Source organism: Clostridium thermobutyricum DSM 4928, from assembly GCF_002050515.1.
Taxonomy (GTDB): Bacteria; Bacillota; Clostridia; order Clostridiales; family Clostridiaceae; genus Clostridium; species Clostridium thermobutyricum.
Window position 1 is genome coordinate 1 of record NZ_LTAY01000037.1, and the last position, 17,901, is coordinate 17,901.

Annotated in this window: 22 protein-coding genes and 1 pseudogene; all 23 read right to left on the bottom strand. The window is 28.4% G+C overall.

The window, feature by feature from the left end; all coding sequences use genetic code 11:
* Nucleotides 1-369: 369 nt before the first annotated feature.
* Nucleotides 370-492, bottom strand: a pseudogene (locus CLTHE_RS16515) (sporulation initiation factor Spo0A C-terminal domain-containing protein); the annotation flags it as partial.
* 152 nt (nucleotides 493-644) lie between these two features.
* Entirely contained in the window at nucleotides 645-1,223 is a 579-nt protein-coding gene (locus tag CLTHE_RS06960; RefSeq protein ID WP_080022607.1) for an HNH endonuclease, read from the bottom strand.
* Nucleotides 1,224-1,638: 415 nt separating this feature from the next.
* Nucleotides 1,639-2,418, bottom strand: a complete 780-nt coding sequence (locus tag CLTHE_RS06965) for a phage tail family protein (protein WP_080022608.1) — start codon at nucleotides 2,416-2,418, stop codon at nucleotides 1,639-1,641.
* 10 nt (nucleotides 2,419-2,428) lie between these two features.
* The gene (locus CLTHE_RS06970) at nucleotides 2,429-6,052 is read right to left on the bottom strand and encodes a phage tail tape measure protein (protein ID WP_080022609.1); all 3,624 of its coding nucleotides are present in this window, start codon (nucleotides 6,050-6,052) and stop codon (nucleotides 2,429-2,431) included.
* An 11-nt stretch (nucleotides 6,053-6,063) separates the two neighbouring features.
* The gene (locus tag CLTHE_RS06975; RefSeq protein ID WP_080022610.1) at nucleotides 6,064-6,600 is read right to left on the bottom strand and encodes a hypothetical protein; all 537 of its coding nucleotides are present in this window, start codon (nucleotides 6,598-6,600) and stop codon (nucleotides 6,064-6,066) included.
* 70 nt (nucleotides 6,601-6,670) lie between these two features.
* Entirely contained in the window at nucleotides 6,671-7,246 is a 576-nt protein-coding gene (locus CLTHE_RS06980; RefSeq protein WP_158082681.1) for a major tail protein, read from the bottom strand.
* 1 nt (nucleotide 7,247) lies between these two features.
* Nucleotides 7,248-7,592, bottom strand: a complete 345-nt coding sequence (locus CLTHE_RS06985) for a hypothetical protein (RefSeq protein ID WP_080022612.1) — start codon at nucleotides 7,590-7,592, stop codon at nucleotides 7,248-7,250.
* Nucleotides 7,589-7,966, bottom strand: a complete 378-nt coding sequence (locus tag CLTHE_RS06990) for an HK97-gp10 family putative phage morphogenesis protein (RefSeq protein WP_080022613.1) — start codon at nucleotides 7,964-7,966, stop codon at nucleotides 7,589-7,591. Before CLTHE_RS06990 ends, CLTHE_RS06985 begins: the two co-directional genes overlap by 4 nt.
* A complete protein-coding gene (locus tag CLTHE_RS06995; protein ID WP_080022614.1) occupies nucleotides 7,967-8,554 on the bottom strand; it encodes a head-tail adaptor protein in 588 nt (195 codons plus the stop codon).
* 8 nt (nucleotides 8,555-8,562) lie between these two features.
* Nucleotides 8,563-8,817, bottom strand: a complete 255-nt coding sequence (locus CLTHE_RS07000; RefSeq protein ID WP_080022615.1) for a hypothetical protein — start codon at nucleotides 8,815-8,817, stop codon at nucleotides 8,563-8,565.
* Between the two features lie 10 nt (nucleotides 8,818-8,827).
* The gene (locus CLTHE_RS07005) at nucleotides 8,828-9,949 is read right to left on the bottom strand and encodes a phage major capsid protein (protein ID WP_207748067.1); all 1,122 of its coding nucleotides are present in this window, start codon (nucleotides 9,947-9,949) and stop codon (nucleotides 8,828-8,830) included.
* Nucleotides 9,950-9,951: 2 nt separating this feature from the next.
* Entirely contained in the window at nucleotides 9,952-10,596 is a 645-nt protein-coding gene (locus CLTHE_RS07010) for an HK97 family phage prohead protease (protein WP_080022617.1), read from the bottom strand.
* The gene (locus CLTHE_RS07015) at nucleotides 10,571-11,764 is read right to left on the bottom strand and encodes a phage portal protein (RefSeq protein ID WP_080022618.1); all 1,194 of its coding nucleotides are present in this window, start codon (nucleotides 11,762-11,764) and stop codon (nucleotides 10,571-10,573) included. Before CLTHE_RS07015 ends, CLTHE_RS07010 begins: the two co-directional genes overlap by 26 nt.
* 30 nt (nucleotides 11,765-11,794) lie before the next feature.
* On the bottom strand, nucleotides 11,795-13,417 hold the full coding sequence (locus CLTHE_RS07020; RefSeq protein WP_080022619.1) for a terminase TerL endonuclease subunit: 1,623 nt from the start codon (nucleotides 13,415-13,417) through the stop codon (nucleotides 11,795-11,797).
* Nucleotides 13,407-13,862 (bottom strand): P27 family phage terminase small subunit, encoded by a 456-nt coding sequence (locus tag CLTHE_RS07025; protein ID WP_242945623.1) that lies wholly within the window; start codon nucleotides 13,860-13,862, stop codon nucleotides 13,407-13,409. The genes CLTHE_RS07020 and CLTHE_RS07025 overlap by 11 nt, the downstream gene beginning before the upstream one ends.
* Before the next feature lie 146 nt (nucleotides 13,863-14,008).
* A complete protein-coding gene (locus tag CLTHE_RS07030) occupies nucleotides 14,009-14,323 on the bottom strand; it encodes an HNH endonuclease (RefSeq protein WP_080022620.1) in 315 nt (104 codons plus the stop codon).
* Nucleotides 14,310-14,465, bottom strand: coding sequence for a hypothetical protein (locus tag CLTHE_RS16685; RefSeq protein WP_158082682.1), 156 nt, complete (start codon nucleotides 14,463-14,465; stop codon nucleotides 14,310-14,312). The genes CLTHE_RS07030 and CLTHE_RS16685 overlap by 14 nt, the downstream gene beginning before the upstream one ends.
* A gap of 75 nt (nucleotides 14,466-14,540) precedes the next feature.
* Nucleotides 14,541-14,819, bottom strand: coding sequence for a hypothetical protein (locus CLTHE_RS07035; RefSeq protein ID WP_080022621.1), 279 nt, complete (start codon nucleotides 14,817-14,819; stop codon nucleotides 14,541-14,543).
* A 316-nt stretch (nucleotides 14,820-15,135) separates the two neighbouring features.
* On the bottom strand, nucleotides 15,136-15,966 hold the full coding sequence (locus CLTHE_RS07040; RefSeq protein ID WP_080022622.1) for a hypothetical protein: 831 nt from the start codon (nucleotides 15,964-15,966) through the stop codon (nucleotides 15,136-15,138).
* On the bottom strand, nucleotides 15,959-16,411 hold the full coding sequence (locus CLTHE_RS07045; RefSeq protein ID WP_080022623.1) for a hypothetical protein: 453 nt from the start codon (nucleotides 16,409-16,411) through the stop codon (nucleotides 15,959-15,961). The genes CLTHE_RS07040 and CLTHE_RS07045 overlap by 8 nt, the downstream gene beginning before the upstream one ends.
* Nucleotides 16,412-16,488: 77 nt before the next feature.
* Entirely contained in the window at nucleotides 16,489-16,650 is a 162-nt protein-coding gene (locus CLTHE_RS16690; protein WP_158082683.1) for a hypothetical protein, read from the bottom strand.
* A gap of 137 nt (nucleotides 16,651-16,787) precedes the next feature.
* On the bottom strand, nucleotides 16,788-17,165 hold the full coding sequence (locus CLTHE_RS07050) for a GIY-YIG nuclease family protein (RefSeq protein ID WP_080022624.1): 378 nt from the start codon (nucleotides 17,163-17,165) through the stop codon (nucleotides 16,788-16,790).
* A gap of 31 nt (nucleotides 17,166-17,196) precedes the next feature.
* A complete protein-coding gene (locus CLTHE_RS07055; RefSeq protein ID WP_080022625.1) occupies nucleotides 17,197-17,430 on the bottom strand; it encodes a hypothetical protein in 234 nt (77 codons plus the stop codon).
* Nucleotides 17,431-17,901 lie beyond the last annotated feature (471 nt).

The window sequence follows — 17,901 nt, forward strand, 5'->3', positions numbered from 1 at the left end:
ATTAGATTCTATTCTTAAATTTAAACTTTATATTCCATGATCTTTTCTGTATTTTTAAATATAAACTTTTTCCTTGTTTTCTTTCTTGTGAATAAACAAAATAATATTTATAAAAATAAATATCTATAATCTAATTTATATGTTGTTTTAATAAATTATTCTTTATAATATTCAATTTACTTATATTCTAACATCATATTTCTATTATTATATTTTTCTTAATCTCTTTATTTTAAGTACAAAAAACACCTCCAATCATTTCCAAACTTTGGAGGTGTTTTAAACATTATATTTATATATTTATTTCCATAAGAATTAGAAATTGATATTAATATCGTTTTAATCTATTTACTTTCAATATCTTATACTCTAACTAACTTTATTTTTAAGTCTTAATTTATCAGCAATAATTGCTATAAATTCTGAGTTTGTTGGCTTACCTTTATCATTATGAATTGTGTATCCAAATAGTTTATTTATTGCATCTAGCCTCTAATTTCAAGACTTAAGAGTGTTTTTTCATCAATAAATTTGTTTAATATATTTTTGTATTTTTTTCTATTCTTTTATAGGTTCACGTAATTTTTATTTATTGCTATTATTATATACTATACTCAAAATTATATCAATATTATTTAATTTTTTTAAATTATTCCTTGCAACCTTTTTTCTAAATTCATCCATGCTTTTTCAATAAGTTTTATATCATCAGTAATATATTTATTCACTGTAGAAAACTCTTTAAATAATTTTTCTTCAGCAATCTGTCTATTTAATATCGCTTCTTTTTTATCATAAAAATACCCTAAATGAACCAATCTTTTATTCAACTTTATTCTCGCCACCCATTTACCAGTTGTCTTTAAAAATCTTACTCCTGAGTATCCACTTTTGTTATCACATCTTATACTTTTATTAAAACTATTTTCTTGATAAGTCGCTAATCTTAAATTAGATTTGCAATTATTTAGTGTGTTCCTATCTATATGATCTATTATTACACTACTATCAGTAACATCTAGTAAGTATCTATGTAATCTAACTAATTTTCCATTTATTCTACCACATATATAAGCACTCTCTTTATTCTTTTGATAATGCCATTTAATATCTTTCATTTTGTTTATATCGTCCGCATCTATTATTACTTCTATAATTCCATACTTGTTACTATAAATTATTAATTTTGCTTTATTTTCTTTTATGATATATGTATTTTTCATTTTATATTAATCCTTTCATTTACGATTATTTTATTTAAGTAAAAAAATGAGGATAGCTAACTTAATAACTATCCTCTAAAAAATCCCATTTGACTTTTTCTTTTATGTATTCTCTTTCTTTTTTTTATTTCTGCAACATCTTTATTTGTATGTGCAAATTCTTTAACTACAATATTAAAACTATCTATAGTTTTATTAAATAATCGCTTTTCTTATTTAATGCTAATTCCAATAAAAAAACTCTCAATTCTTGCTATGTATATTTAGTTTTTAAAATTACAATAGCCTTATCTTGTAATTCAAATTTCTCACTTATTACTTTATCTTTCTCTTTTTTTAAATTAATTTACATTCCTCAGCTATATATCCTCTGTTCTATCGTTTATTCTTATAAACTTAAATTAACTACTTTAAATTACTTCCACTTAGTATTATAGTTTAAATGTATTTTTGTTAAATCACCGTTTATAACTGTTAAAATATTATTTGTCAATGGTTTAAATTTAATCATTTCTCTTACATGCCATCCATTTAGACACTCGTAGTTTGCATATTTGTTCTCCTCAATTCCGTTATTCAAGCTCGTTATAATTCCATTCCTCATTTGAATAGTTATATTATTAGTAAAACTTTTAATTCTAAACTCTTTATCACTTAATCTTAGTGTTACATTCTCTTGTGTTCCATTACATTCCAAAAAGATTGTTGGATAACCGTCTGTTGTTCCGTCATAATAAAACCTATATTCTCTACCTAACTCTGGATTCTCTATTTCTAAACTTCTAGGATTTGTTTCAGTCCAATAAGGTTCATATGCAATCATTTCTATTTGTAATTTTCCTCTAAATTTTGGTTTATAAGCAACTTCTAGTTTTATATCTGTATTTAAAATGCACATTAACTGTCTTTCAGTATTATCGTCATAATAAAAAGGTTTCGGTTCAGCCGTATCTAACCAATTGATAAGCTCATCTGTATCGATTTCTTCTTTAAAAAATATATTTAATGTCTCAATTTTTGGTTCTAACACTTTACCTGTATAATATCTTTTATCTCCTACATCTCGTACTTTGTGTATACTTTCTGATAATATCTTTATAGTTTCTTTTTTATTTTCACTATATAAAATTGCACCAAATTCACTAAGCCATCTATTATTAAAATTAAAATCAGTTCTAGGCTCTAAATTCTTCATTGCTCTCCTCCTATCTCATTCTTCTATTTATCCCTAATCTTTTCATTTCACCCTCTATTTCTTTACTTAAACTTTTAGCTATATTTCTTGAGTGCTGCTGATTAACGCTACCATTTACAGTTATGATATTTTTTATATGTATATCCTGTTTATCATCTTTTACAAAGTAACTTTGTACTTCTTTTATTAACTTTTTCAATAGACTTTCAACGCCACTCATATTAATATTTACATTATTATTTGTTATACTGCTACTAGCCTTACTTACACTACTATAATAGCTACCTTTAAGTTGATAATTTTCTAAATCTACAGAAGGTAAAGATCTCATTCCAAAAATATCAAACATTCTAGTCTCGTTCTGTGGGACACTTTTAACAACATTTGTAGTTGTTTTAGTTACATTAACTTTTCCTGTTATAGCTCTACTATACTCTGTTCTAATCCTGTTCCAATCTCTAATTGCAATATCAGCCATGCTCGAAGTTGAGCTAGTTACATTTGTTTTCATTGTGTTGGCATTTTTAGTTGCCTTATCTGCCGCCTCTTTAGAATTTTTATCTACTTCTTTAGCCATATTTTTAGTATTTGTATCTGCAATTTTACTAGCTTCTTTAGTATTCTTATCTATGTCTTTAGTAATGTTTTGTGTATTAGTATTAGTTTTGCTACCTGCATTTTTAGTATTTGCATCTATTTTATTACTTAAATCCTTAGTGTTTGCATCGACTTTGTTTGCAGCATTTTTTGTATTTACATCTATTTGTTTTGTGAAAGTATCCATTGCTGACTTAACATTTTTATTAAGTGTATCTACATTCAATTTTCCAGCCTTCTGCATTTGATTAAGATTCACTTCAATTTGCCTTGCCTTTTCTTCAACAGTCATACTTTCATTTATACCTTGGAACATTGCCTTAGTAGTGTCATTCATACTCGCTAATGTATTTAACTGAGTTTCACTTAACCCTTGCAATTGTCCAGCTACTTTTATACTTGCCTGTGCATAATTTCCATCAGCGATCAATGGAATTTGACTCATTAATTCATCTGTTGCTAGATTTAACTGATTCAATTCTTCTATGGTCATTTCACGCATTTGGGACATTCCTGTAGTAGTACTTATTGTCATTTTAGACCATGCTTCTTCATTATTAAGAATTAGTCTGTTATGCATTCTTTCTTGTGCATCGCTAATAGTTTGTCCTCCTGGGCCGTCTAAAATCGCTGCTATTGTATCAACTCCACCTTGAATCATGATAATCATATTCCCAAAAGTAAGTTGAACTACACCTGATATAAATTCACATACTGCACCTATTACAGTTCCTAATCCTCCAAATTTCTCTTGCAATGCCAATATTGTACTTTCTGAATCTCCAACTTTAGTAATCAATAAAGCTAATGCCCCTATAGCTAATCCAATCCCAGCTGGACTTGCTAAAAATCCTAATGCTCCTGTTAATCCTCCAGTAGCTCCACTTGCTCCTGCCATTGCCCCACTTGCTGTTGCTGTGCTTCCTGCTAATTTTCCAAACATTCCAACAACACTTCCACCTACAGTGAATAAATTTCCTGCTATTGAAAGTATCGGCCCCATTACTGCTGCTAATGCTCCCAAAGTTACAATATTTTGTTTTGTACTTTCATCTAATCCGCTGAACCACTCTGCTAGTTGCTGTATTTTTTCTGCTAAAAACTCAATCGTTGGTGCTAATACTTCTCCTAATTCAACAAGAGCTATTTTAAGATTATTGAATGACATTTGCATTTTTGCTCCAGGGCCGGAAGTCATATTTTCAAACGCTGAATTAACTAGATTTAAATCTCCATTTAAATCCTTTAATACATTATTAAAAGTTTCTCCACCTTCACCAGTCAAAATAAGCATTGCATTTAGTGCTTCAGTTGAACCAAATAATTTACCCATGGTTTCTATATTCCCGCCAGTTTTTTTCTTTAAGTCTTCTAAAAATCCACTTAATCCTTTTGCTTTTAGTCCTTGAACACTAAATTCTATTCCTAATTTTTTAGCTAATTTTTGCGCTTCAGTACTTGGTTTTATAATATTACTAAGAGCAGCCTTTGTAGCTGTCATAGCTTCACTTGTAGCAATACCATTCATTGTTAATCCTGCTGTTGCAGCTAAAAGTTCATTTACCCCAACTCCCGCTGCATTAGCAGTTGGAGCAACTTTTCCTATGCTACTAGCCAATTCATCAACTGATGTTTTACCTTTATTTTGAGTTAATAAGAATTTATTAGCTACTTTATCAACTTCATCATATTTAATTCCAAATGCATTCATTGTAGATGTTAATCCATCTATAGCAGTATCAGTTTGAGTAAAACCTGCTATTGCTGTTTTACTTGCTACTTCAGTTAATTTAAAAATATTATTTAAATCTCCACCTGCCGAAATACCTTGATACATAGATTCCGCTAGTTCACTTAATGATACTCCAGTAGTTTTTGACATTTTCTTTATAATTGAATCATATTCTTTCATTTCACTACCTGATTTTTCAACTAAAGAACCAACTTTAGCTAACCCTTGCTCATAATCATGAGCCATCTTACCAGCTGCTAATCCAGCTGCAGTAGAAGGCATTGTAACATTAGAAGTTAACGTACTTCCAACTGATTTTAATTTTCCACCAACATTTTTTAGATTATTACCTATTTCGTTAAAAGGCATTTGTCTTAATTCTCTACTTAATCTATTTACATTTGCCTGTGTTTCATTTAATTCAGTCTGATATTTATTAAGCTGATTTTCACCTTGACTTATTTCTGTTTCAAGGATATTATAACTATCTTTTAGAGTTAATAATTTAGCCCTTAATTGCTGCGCTTCATTACTATTTTCTCCAAATTCAATTTGTGCAGTCTGTAATGCTTGTACGGTCTGTTTTATCTCAGTTTCAAGCTTATTATGTTGTTGCTTATTCTTTGTTAGAGTTGCATCTAATTGCTTTATCTCAGCTTCATAAGCGTTAACTTTTTGCATACTTGCATTCAATTCACTGCTTGTTTCTTTCATCTTTATAGATAACTGCCTAAATGTATTTCCATTTTCATTTAGCGTGCTTTTAAGTAAATTAAATTCAGATTTTGTTAATGATAATTGCTGATCTATATCTCCTAACTCTTCATCTAAAGTCTTTGTTTTTACTCCTAATTTTACAAAAGCATCCTGACTTTGTTTTAGTTCACCTTCTAAACTATTCAATTTAGTTTTTGTTTGTGTTATATCTCCACCTAATTTATTTAATTTTTCTGCATTTTTCTGTACTAACGTAGCTTGTTTTTGCCACTCATCTGAACCTTTTCCTAGTGTATTTTCAATCTGATCTAACTTAGTTTTTTGCTTTGTTAAAGTTTCTTCTAAATCCTTATATTTTGCTTTTTGTTTTTCTAATTTAGTGTTATATAAATCTATCTGTTTTGCCGTTTTCTGTATTTTATTATCTAATCCAGTATACGTTTTTTCGTAATTCTGAATTTCCTTTTTTGCTGAATTAAACTGTCTTTCACATTCTTTTATAGCTTTATTTATCCCTGAAATCTGCTTAGTAAAGTTTTTACTTTCTAATGCCAGTTCTACCTGCAATTTTTCTATTGTATCAGCCATTTATGTACCTCCTATCCAATTACTACTTCTTCATCTTGTATTTTATTTGCTTTCTTATAAACATTAACTTGTTCAAAAAAATTCTTTGGAGTTATATCTAAAAAATTATTATTTCTCTTTAAAATACTATTCCAAAGAAATTCCAAGTTATCATATTCCCAATCGCCACTTTCTTCATTTAAACTTACAAATTGCCTTTTATTCACTTCTTTTTTACTATTTAATGGCATACACTTTTTAAAAATATCATTTACATAAGTTATCATTTTTTTAAATTTATTTTCTAGTTCCTCTAAGCTATCCTGTCCATCTTCTGCAAAGTCCCTGACAATTTCATTTTCTTTTTCCTTATTTAATTCTTTTAAAGTTGCAAGTATAAATGTACTTATAACTATTAAATCTTTCTTTTCAAGTGCTTCAAATATCTGTGTTACTGTCAATTTCTTTTCAAAGTCTGTTTCTAATACTTCTTGTATCTCTTTTATAGTTGCAAATGTTAAAGTTCCCTTATATTCTTTTCCATTTAGTTTTATTTTTGCTTTATACATTCATACTTACCTCCTATAATGTAAAAAATAAGGAGAATACATAATAACTATGTACTCTCCCCGTATGTATTTATTTGCTTTTTGTTGGTAATGCTTCTGGCATCTGTACTTTTTCAAACCATGCATCTATGGTTTCTCTATCTATTGTTTCATCAAAAGTATCTACACTTAATGCAATCAATCCTGTTCTATCAGAACCTACACTAAATTCTATTTCAGAAAGTGCTTCTGGTGTCTTACCTTCTTCTACAGTCTCAGCTGCTATTGGACAAGGTTTACATTGACAATTATATACAACATATAATCTCTTATCATTAGAACCTCTATAAGCCCATTCAAAGATAAAAGCACCGATTGGAGCTACATCTGTATCTTTAATAACTAAGCCACCTTTTACTTTTTGTTGTCCAAATAGTAAAGATTGCTCATCTTTAGTTAGTGCATGTACTGTTAACTCTCCTTCTCCGCCTCCGAAGCTGTTGTTTCTGTAAATTACTCTACTTCCACCCCATAATTCTTCAGTTTCATACTTTAATTCCATTTCTATTTTTTTAGAAAATTCAATTTCAACTGGTGTTTCATATGTTCCATTTTGTGTTAACGGTGCAAAAGCAATTCTACCAATTCCGCCTAAAATTCTTTTCATCTTAAATTTCCTCACTTCCATTAATTATTTTTTTTATAAATATAAAGTTTTTACCGAACATATTGTCCGATTTTAATGTTTTTGCACTATAAAAAAAGAAGCCATTACATTTAAATAGCTTCTTAATAGTGTCATATTTTGTTCTGCAAGATTTATTCTTGTGCCAGTAGTTCAAAGTTATATAATATGTAGTAGTTAGATTACCTATGTTACAATAATCAGTATCTTTCTCATTGTAAATATCAAATATTACATATTCATCACTATCCCCATTATATTTCTGCATTTCAAATTCAATATTCAATTTTTTTAATAGTAGTTCAAGTTCTTCAATTAAATGTATCATTTTAACGCCTCCCTCAATACCTCTATTATTTTTTCATTTGCCTTTGTCTTGGCTTCATCGAATGACTTTTTCATCCAATGTTTTCCTGACATTCGCTCTGTTCCGTATTCTTGATAATATCCTCTCGCAATAATATCCCTGTCATTACTCTTTATTCCCAAAATACTTTTTCTACCTGTCCCTGAACCAGTTTTCTTAATTTCGCCTAAATTACCTTTTAATTCAGAAGTATCAATAGGAACATTAGCTTCCATTCTTTCTTCAAAAACTTGAACGCCAGCATCTAGTGCAGTATCTAATATTTCATTCCCTACCTTCTTAGCCATTTCATCCAATTTCGCTTCAAGATTGTTAAAATTAAATTCCATTCCCATTTATATCTCAACCCCATTGATTACACATATTTCGTGCTTTAAGTCTATATCTTCTATAGAAATTATCTTATATGTATGTCCACCAAATTTAATTTTTAAGTCTGTATTAAATGTAGTGCTATAATTAGTTTTAATAATTATTTCCTTTTTCACTTTATCTACAACAGATACATTTGCAAAAACTTTCTTATACAAAATTTCTCTATCATCTTGCAAAGCGCTATTACTTACTTCAACTGTATAGAATTCCACTATTTTATCCATCTCATCTATCCAGTCTTCTAAGTATAGATATAAGTTTCTATTGTTTTTATCTAATGCTTTAATATTATAAACTTTTTCATTCAGTCTTATTAAACAATTACTATTTATAATATTATTTCTTCTTATTTTTATCTTTAACGTTTCCTTATTTCCTTCTGCTAGATTAACTCTATCTTCTTCTCTAATTCTACTATTTCCAAAATAAAAAAATGATTTTTGTATAAGTTCTTTCCTTACTGCATTCCCACTCTCATCATAAAACGCTTTATTTTCAATTAGATAGCAAACTCCGTCATTATATGTATCAACTCTTAGTTTTTTCATATAATCACCTATTTCAATGCACTTTTTATTTGTAATCTTAATAATTTACTAGCAAAGTTCTCTTCAAAGTATTCTATTTGCTTATTATAAGCATACCTACAATAATCTTTAAGTAAACTTTTATTAGTATTTTTTGTAAAATCTAGAGCTATTCCAGCTATTTCTTCTAAAAAAGCAATTCCTTCCTCCATAAGGGCTTGGAGGAATAAGTCCTCTTCTGCCCAAGTTATGTTAAGATAAGATTTTAATTCCTCCAAGTTCATTTTTATGTACCTATCCTATTTTTTTAGATTTTGCAACTGCTAAAGTTGGTAATGTATAAACAATAAATGCATCATTATCTATTGCAAATCCATTAGCATGCATTTTTGTAGCGTAAACTCTTTGATCTTCTAAGAACTTATATTCATCGCTAAATTTTATAGAATCTTTACTTCCTAGCATTATTTTGTAATCTTTAGCAATTCCGGCAACCATCTTTCCAGTTGGACAAGATACAGATTGTACTATATCAGCATTTATCGGTAATACTCCATGAGCATATGTTCCGTTTTGAGTAAGTACAGCAGTTGCTGGGAATATAATTTCCCAATAGTCTTTTGGATTTACTATTAATGTAACTGTTCCTATACTTCTCTTACCATTTTTAGTTAATTGAGCCATCATTTTTCCTAGTTCTGAAGGTGAAAAGTCTTTTAATGCTATTGTATCTTTATCGCTATAAACACCACCTGTTACAGCTCCATCTAAATTCTTTGTCATTCCTATTGGTTGGTCTTTTCCTGATCCAACTAAAATTGCTTCTTCTAAAGCTATTGCAATAGACTCTGCTAGTACAGCTCTAATATATTTATCTAACCATTCAGCTCCTAAGTCCAACATATCTTTTGCTACAGGTATAAATGCGCTTAATTTGTACGTATCTGTTTGCACAGACTTGAATCCATGTTCTAATTCTTGTACGATCGCAGAGTTTAATTTACCCCACGCTGCTCCAGTGCATTCACTAGTTCTTAAAATCCATTCTTGTACAGCTTCGGCATTTATAATATCTACTTTAGATAATAAAGGATGTTCTGCAACTAAGTATTCAAATACTCTGTTAAAAATACTTTTTGGCATAGTAACATCTAATCCTGTTAATCCTCTTTTTTCTTTTACTTCTTTATAATAAGATCTTTCTTCTGCTGTTAAAACAGACTGACCTCTTTGCCCCATTATCATTCTGTCATTTACTTCGTTGCTTGCCATTGATCTAGCTTCTGAAATTACTTTTTGTTGTATTTCATTTGCCATTGCAACAAATGCTTCCCCTAAAGCTCCTTCGTCTTCTGACTTCACAGCTTCAGTTATTTTTGCTCTTAATTCCATATTTTTAACATCTAAATTTTCCATAATTATTTTTCCTCACTTTCAATTTTCACAATATTTTTCAATAAATTTTTTAACATTTTTTTATTTCTATTTTCTACAACTGTTTTAACCTCAACTTGCTCTTTAACAACAGTAGTTTTTTCTTCTGTTTTTGGTTTAATATCTTTTAAAGATAAATCACTTCTACACGCTATTTCAGTGTTTGAATATGCAGGTATAGCAGTTGCAGTTATTTCAAATAAATCTACTTTTGTAATATCTCTATAAAACTCATCTTCAAGCCATCTAGTCTCCGAATCTATAACATTAAACCCAAAGCTACATCCTCTGATAAGACCTAATCTTACATTTTCTAAAAGGTCGTTTCCATCAACAGTATTTGGAACTTGCAATTCAAATCTTAGTCCATGTTCATCTTCTGTAAGTTTTAAATTACTTCCGCTTCTTCCAACAACTTTATCCCAATTGTGGTTTACAAGCATAAAAATATCGTCAGCTTTTTGCTCTAAAGTATCTTTAAAAGCACCGCTCACGATTCTCTCATTAAAAGTATCTCCCCACATATCTGCTATCTTTGTATATTCTTCACTGAATACACTTGCATACCCTTGTAGTTTTCTATCTTCAACTTTATTTTCAATTTTAAGATTGACCGTTCTTTTCTCCATCAATCTCACCTCCCTTCTTAGTATTGTTAATATCTAAAACACTTTGATAATTCTTAGTTACATAGTGTTCATCTGCATAATCTGCATCAAGTTTCTCCTTGCCCAGCATTTCAAGATTGTCATTTATAGAGTTAACCCCAATTCTAAACAATAGGTCTCCTGCATTAGCCATCTTTTGTAAGTCAATATTCTTAATTCTAAGAGTATCTATCTTTACATAGCTTCCTTGCGAAAATCCTGATTTTTTATACATTTTTCTGTTAATTTCACTTTCAATAAGCTTTGCAAGTGGATTTATACAAAAGGCTAAGAAATTATCTGTTTGCTCTGTAACACCTACCATGTTACCTTTTACCATCGCTGAAGGTACATGAAAAGCAGCACATGTAAACTCAATTATATCGTCTACTATAGCTCTTATATCTCTAGTTGTAGCCTTAGTCGCACTACCATTATTTGGAGTACTGTCTTTATAAGTAAAACCTTTAGAAAGTGGTAATATAGCATCATCATTTTTGAACCAAGTTGAGAACTGATTTTCCATCAAATCTTGTAATTGTTTCTTTGCTTCTTCCGTTTGTGCTAAAGAAGTATCTATTTCTACAAAACCTTTCATTCCATTAGATCGTTTATAGTTCTTAATTCCACTCGTTAGTAATTGACCGTAATTTGTATATAAGCCATCTATCAACTTTTTAATATCTGTGTTATTAAGCTTTAAGTACATCACTTCACTTTCTTTAAAAGTTCTTGTAAAATTATATTCTCCAATCCAGACTTCTTTATATAAATCTTCTTTAAGTCCCTGTTCCTCTCTACTAAAGCCATCTGCAACGTAAAATTGTTTTTGCTCTTGTATTATTAAACATTCGTTTTTATAGTACAAATTACTTATAACTTTGTGCCAAAATTCTTTAGCATTTTGATTTACATTAGGCTCTACATTAAGCAAATAATAATTATCTAACTTAACCTTTTTAAAATTCATGTAGGTTTGAAAATCTGCTAAAGATAAAGCATTAGCAATAATACTTATACAGCTTTCTACTGCGAACTCTTTGTAATATTGTTCTAGCAATGCCTCTTTTCCAAATATAGTTGCATTCTTCTCTCCTTCCATTTCTTTACTAAATTCAATTTCCTTTCCAAAGAGATCTTTAATAAACATTTTTATTCCTATTTTTCTCACCTCCTTTAGCTAATAGCTATAGCAACTAAAAAATACTGGTTTAGTTTGAGTTGGTATTCTATCTTCTTCAGATAAAGCATGTATAAATGCAAAAAAGCCATCTGTTTTTCTCAGAATTGGCTCTTTCTTTAAGAATGACTTATTCCCCTTTTTATCAGTTTCTACATATACATTGTTTGTATACCATCTCATCATCGGATCATCTCCCCAAATAATCTTTTCATTTTGAAATAATGACTCCATTAACGGAAATACTCTACTATGTGTTATATATCCACTTCTTACTTTTTTTATTTCTATTCCAACTTCTTTAAATGAAGAATTAAGAACCGCCTTTCTATAATCGTCTGCATAAACTTCAACAATATTATACTTTTTAGATTGCTCTTTAAACCATTCTGCTACATACTTACCATCTATGCAGTCTTCATATATTATTGTAGCTAGTCCTTTTTTTACCATATCTTTTATCGGAAATTTAAACTCTCTATTTTTAACTTGCAAAGCCAAGTGACAAATAAAAGTGTGATGTATCCAATAAAACTTATCTCCATCTCTAAAGAGTAATCCAACAGATGTAAAATCTTTGACACTACTATAATCCACACCACCAATACAACTCCATCCAGATAAATCAGGTATTTCTTTATTTGTAGCAAGTATTTTATCCCAAGTTGCCACCTCCATCATGCTGTCTTGTGATGGAATATTCATTCTTTTAGTCATAAATTCCATGTAGATTTCTCTATTGTCCTTCATGTCCTCATATTCCTGCTCCATTTCAATCATTAAATCCTTGAAATATTTCAGAGAAGGATTAGCTTTTTGCCAGTTTTTTTTATCATTAACTTCATCTTTGCTATCAAGCCTATAAATTAGAGGTAACATTTTAGATTTTTTCTTTTTCCCTTCCAAAATTTCTTTAGATGTATTTAAATAATCATCTAATACAGCCCCTCTAACATTTCCATTTGTTGTTATGTAAAAAGTTCTACAATGTTTTTTCTTACCTAATCCACTTCTAAAAACTTTTATTTGATTATAATTTTCATATTGATGTACTTCATCAAATATTACACACCCTGTTCTTTTACTATCTTTAGTTTTCGCATTAGAAGTATTATAATTTATCTTGCTTTTTGTTTTCTTAAATTGAATTTCAACTTTATTATATTTAAATGCTTTTTGTAATTTTTTATCATTGTCAATAACATTGTAAACATCATTGAAACTCATAGTTGCTTGATCTTCTCCATTTGCAACTATATCAATATGATACTCCTCAATTCCATGAAAGCTAGTAGTTAAATACCAAATCAAAGCTGAGATAAATCCATTTTTACCTCCACCTCTGCCCATCATTATAAAGAACTGATTCCAAATTAAAGTACTATCTGAGTAATAACAATGTATTAATCCAATTATAAATTTTTGCCAATCGAAAAGCTTATATGGAAAATATTCTTCTATCTTTTCAATTGCTAAATCTATTTTTTTACTATCAATAATGACATCTTTCTGAGATAACTTTTTCTTAATTAATTCAATAGCTGCTTTAATATCTTTACTTACTATTACACTTCCATTTTCAACAGCTTCTATGTAATTATCAATGTACTTATTAAATTTCATCATCATCATCTCCAATTGAAGCTGCTATTTCAACAGGCTTCAATCTAAGCTCAGATAATATTTTAAGCATCTGTGTATTTACCTTATTAAGTGCATCTAAAGACTCATTTTTCTTCCAGCCACTTTCTCTTCCTCTTGTCCAATAAGTCATTGCACCTCTTTGTTTTATATCTTCCTGCAGTTCGTTTTTTATGTCAAAGAAATTCATGTAGTCTTCAATCAAATCTATAAAATGCTTACCTGATATATTATTTTCCTCGAGCTGTCTTAATAAATTATTTTTTATTTCATCTCTCAAAGTTGGTTCTTGTCTTAATTTTTCAACCCAACTATATCTTTTTCTCCAGCTATTTACGGTATTTAATTTTACATTATATTTTTCTGCAATATCTTTTAATGACATATTATTTCTATAATCTTTGTACGCTTCTTCATAATTTTTCACTTAGTTCACCTCCTGTTTTGATATAGCACCGTTATTTGCACCATAACTATTTTTTAAAATTTTATAAAAAAATCAAATTGCAGACTTCCCCTCGCGCTTCTCGTTCCCCTACTTTTAACCAAAATATTTCAATAGGGGGCTATAATCTACCATTTCTCATCATCAAAAATTTTTTTCTCTTTGTTATTTAATTTAATTCCTCTTTCATGAACTAAATTGTGGTGATAATAACATAAACAAATTAAATTATTTAAATCTAACGCCCGCTCTGGAAAATCCTTGACTTCTTCTATGTGATGTACATTATCAACTTCATGTACTTTACCTAAAGCCTTACACATCTGACATTCATTATCATCCCTCTCTATTGCTTTAAGCCTCAGTTGCCTCCACGCTTTACACTTATAGAATTGTATAAGTTTACCTGTTGCTATTAGTTCTCTTATCTTATCTACATTCATATACTAAATCTTTGTACTTGTTCTCTGAAATACTTAATCTCTCATTTAAATCACGTATGTCTTTAAAATTTCCTTTCACTATTTTTTTTAATTCATATACCTCTGTTTTCAATAAATCTATTTCCATTTCTAATTTTTCCATTTTCTATTCCCCCTAATTTATATTTTTACATATAAAAAGAGCCTACCTACAATAGATAGACTCATCTTTTCTAATTTAATTAAAACTTATTTTAATATTATTTTCTTTGTCATCGAGCTCTTTTACTTCAACTGTATACCCAGCACACTCTAATTGATGTTTAACACAATCAGTTTTTTCTATTAATACTGATCTATATATGCAATAACTTCCAACTTCTGCTTGTCTCTTAATCTTTTTTTCGACTTCCTTCATCCATTCATCTACATAATTATCCGGTATATTCCCCCAATATTCATTTGCTATTTTATTAGCTTCTTCTCTTGTTATAATTCCATTCCCACACTTCTCCATAATAATTGCACCCCTTTCATAAAACTATGATATTATTATATCACATTTTACAAATTATGTAATTATATTTTAAAATTTAATTTAAGTTTTCTTACATATTTATCTGCATAGGGAGGGGGGAGGATATAAATTAATTCAATATTGTATGTTTAACATATTATTTTACTATCTTATCTAAATTTTGTACATTAGCACCTTCATTTATATTATTTATTCTCTCTTTATTAAATCTACAACCAATATTTATTTACATCATTATATAATACATTTTGTTTGTTCTTTATTATTATACTGTTCTCTACAATTTGTTTGTCTGTCAATATAAAAAACTTTGTAATCCTTGTATAATAGATTTTCCAGCTTCTATTACTCCAATCCCTAAATTTGTTATTGTTAATATATCACTCAATGAACTAATCGCATTTTTAATTCGTCCTTTTTTAGGTGAATCTGACAATAGTTGTTCTCTTGCTAATTCTAACGAGTCTTCTATTTCCTCTCTTATTTCTTTTGATATATTTGGTTCTTTCTTGATTTCATTAATAAATGATTTAATCATAGTTGCTAGATTTACTACATCTTCCTTTCCGATAACCTTATTATCTTGTACTGCATGTATTGTCGAATTATCTTTTCCTACAATAACTTGACTTTGATCTCCATTAACCTCTATTTTCAATATTCCATCTTCCTCCATATCAATTCTCAACTCTTCCATATAAAGCCTTATTTCTTCTAATAACGCTCTTGTAACATGATTATTAAATGCTTTGGTAGCTGAATTATAATTTGTTTCTCCTCTATAAAAAGTATATATATTATTTATACTAGATTCATATTCATCCGACAAAGCATACTTTAATAACTGATATACAAATGATACCTTTTCTCTTGTTGTAGTTCCTATATCATACAGCTCTGCGCAATAAACTTCTCGCTCACTTAATATTGTTTTTATATCATATTCCTTTGTATTATATTCATTTATAAATTTTCTAATTAGTTCATTATTATCTATAAACTCAAAGAACTCTATTAATTTATTTTCAAACTCTTCATATGTTGACATCATTATTGAACTTATATGACTTCTAAATCTTAAATCTATCTTCTTAAACTCTTTTTTGTCTATACTTAAACTATTCATTAGATTCACCACACTTTATACAAAAAGCTTCTTTTCTGTAGCTGTCTATTTTTATATTAATATCACAACATTTTATATTGATCTCATGCATATCATCAGGCGTTACTGCTTTATCTACTTTCTTTTTTTTAAACGTATTTTTCTTTTTTTCAAATGTTATAAATTTACTTCCTTTGAACGCATTATTTAATGTCTTTTCAAAAAGCTCTTCAATAACCTCTATAGCCATATTTTCTAATTCACTTTGGAATTCTTTTAAATTTTCCTCTGTCATGAATTCCTCAATCTTATTTGTAATTCCACAATAAGGACAACATATATTATATACAACTTCTTCATTTATAAAAAATGAATTTTCTATTTTAAATTCTGAATTACAGTAAGGACATTGAAATCTTGTAAAAAAATCTGAATCACAAGACACATTTAAATTTTTATTATCCACATAATCACCTCATAAATTTACTTTATGAATAAATTGTAACATGTGCAGTATTATTTGTACAAGCTCTCTATTTGGTCTTAAAATATAACATATTTAAATTCATTATCATTGAAATAGTCTGATGTAATTACACCTCCAACATCTCTTATTTCATCAACATTTAAAACTCTGCAATGATAACCTATTTCTGCATCTTGTTCTAATGCATTTAATATTTTTATTATTTCCTTAACTTTCATTTATAGTCCTCCAGATTAAAAAAGAGACAGCATAAACTATCTCTTATACTTTTTCTAAATCTTCTAAAAATACAGTATAACTAATAAATGATTTACCATTAAAAGTGTTTTTAAAATTAATTTAACTGAATAAAGTATTATCCAATTATTTCCCATTCAATCAAATCTAATAATTTTATTAACTCATTCTTCCTTTTATCACTTATCCAATTAAATCTACTACTATTTACTCCGCGTATATTAAGTTTTGGATTAAGTCTTTTAATAACAACACTTTCTAAATACCCTCTTTCAAGATCGCTTATCGATTTTAAATAACATGCCTTTATGTAATAATCTTTATTCAGGATTTCATTTAATAGCAACAAATTATTATTTAGATGCTGCTGTATCCTGGTCTTTAATGCTGTTGTTTCTCCAACATACAGTGCAGCTCCATTTTTAATTCCGATTACATATATGTAGTTTCCATCGACTTCTCTATAATTATTTACCCATTTTTTATCTATATTCATATATCACTCTTTCTCAAAACTTCTATATATTTTAATTCAACTCTTTTTTCAGTTTTTCCACTTCTTGACGCACTTCACCTAAAGCTTTATTTCTGGCCTTAAGTTTAAACATTAAATCTTTAATTATGCTTTTCACATATTTATGTTGCAAATCCTTATTTTCTAAAGCGTCATATCCGTGTTTTATACTTTTTTGTGTAAATTTATTTTTTAATCTTAATTTTTCTAAACTTTCTAAATACATTTTAATCTCTTTTTCAAACATTCTCTAACCACTCCTATTTTTTCATTTAATATCTTTAAGAATGTACAGTGTCTTTGGTATTGCAGGACAACTGTAAAAACTGCATATTAATAATTATTAAATAGTTTAAATATTGAGTTTTATATAGAATTATTAAAATAATGCACTATAAAAAATAGCATAAATATAATCACAATTTTCTATAACTATATTTTTACTATCTAAATTTAAATGCTTTATTTTAATCTTATTTATAATTTCTTACTAGCCTTAAATAATCGTTTTATTTTTCATTTACTATACGGTTTTAAGCCATTTTTAAGCATTTTATAAAGAAAGTTTTTTGTGCTAGAGATAACTTTCAACTCTATTTTGTAGTCTAACGCTTTCACGCAGGCTAGTATTGTCTAACCTTCTTCACTCAGATACTTTATTTTGCACAAAAGGAGGTGAGTTAAACTTCTGCAAAGCCAACTCATAAAAAGTATCAAA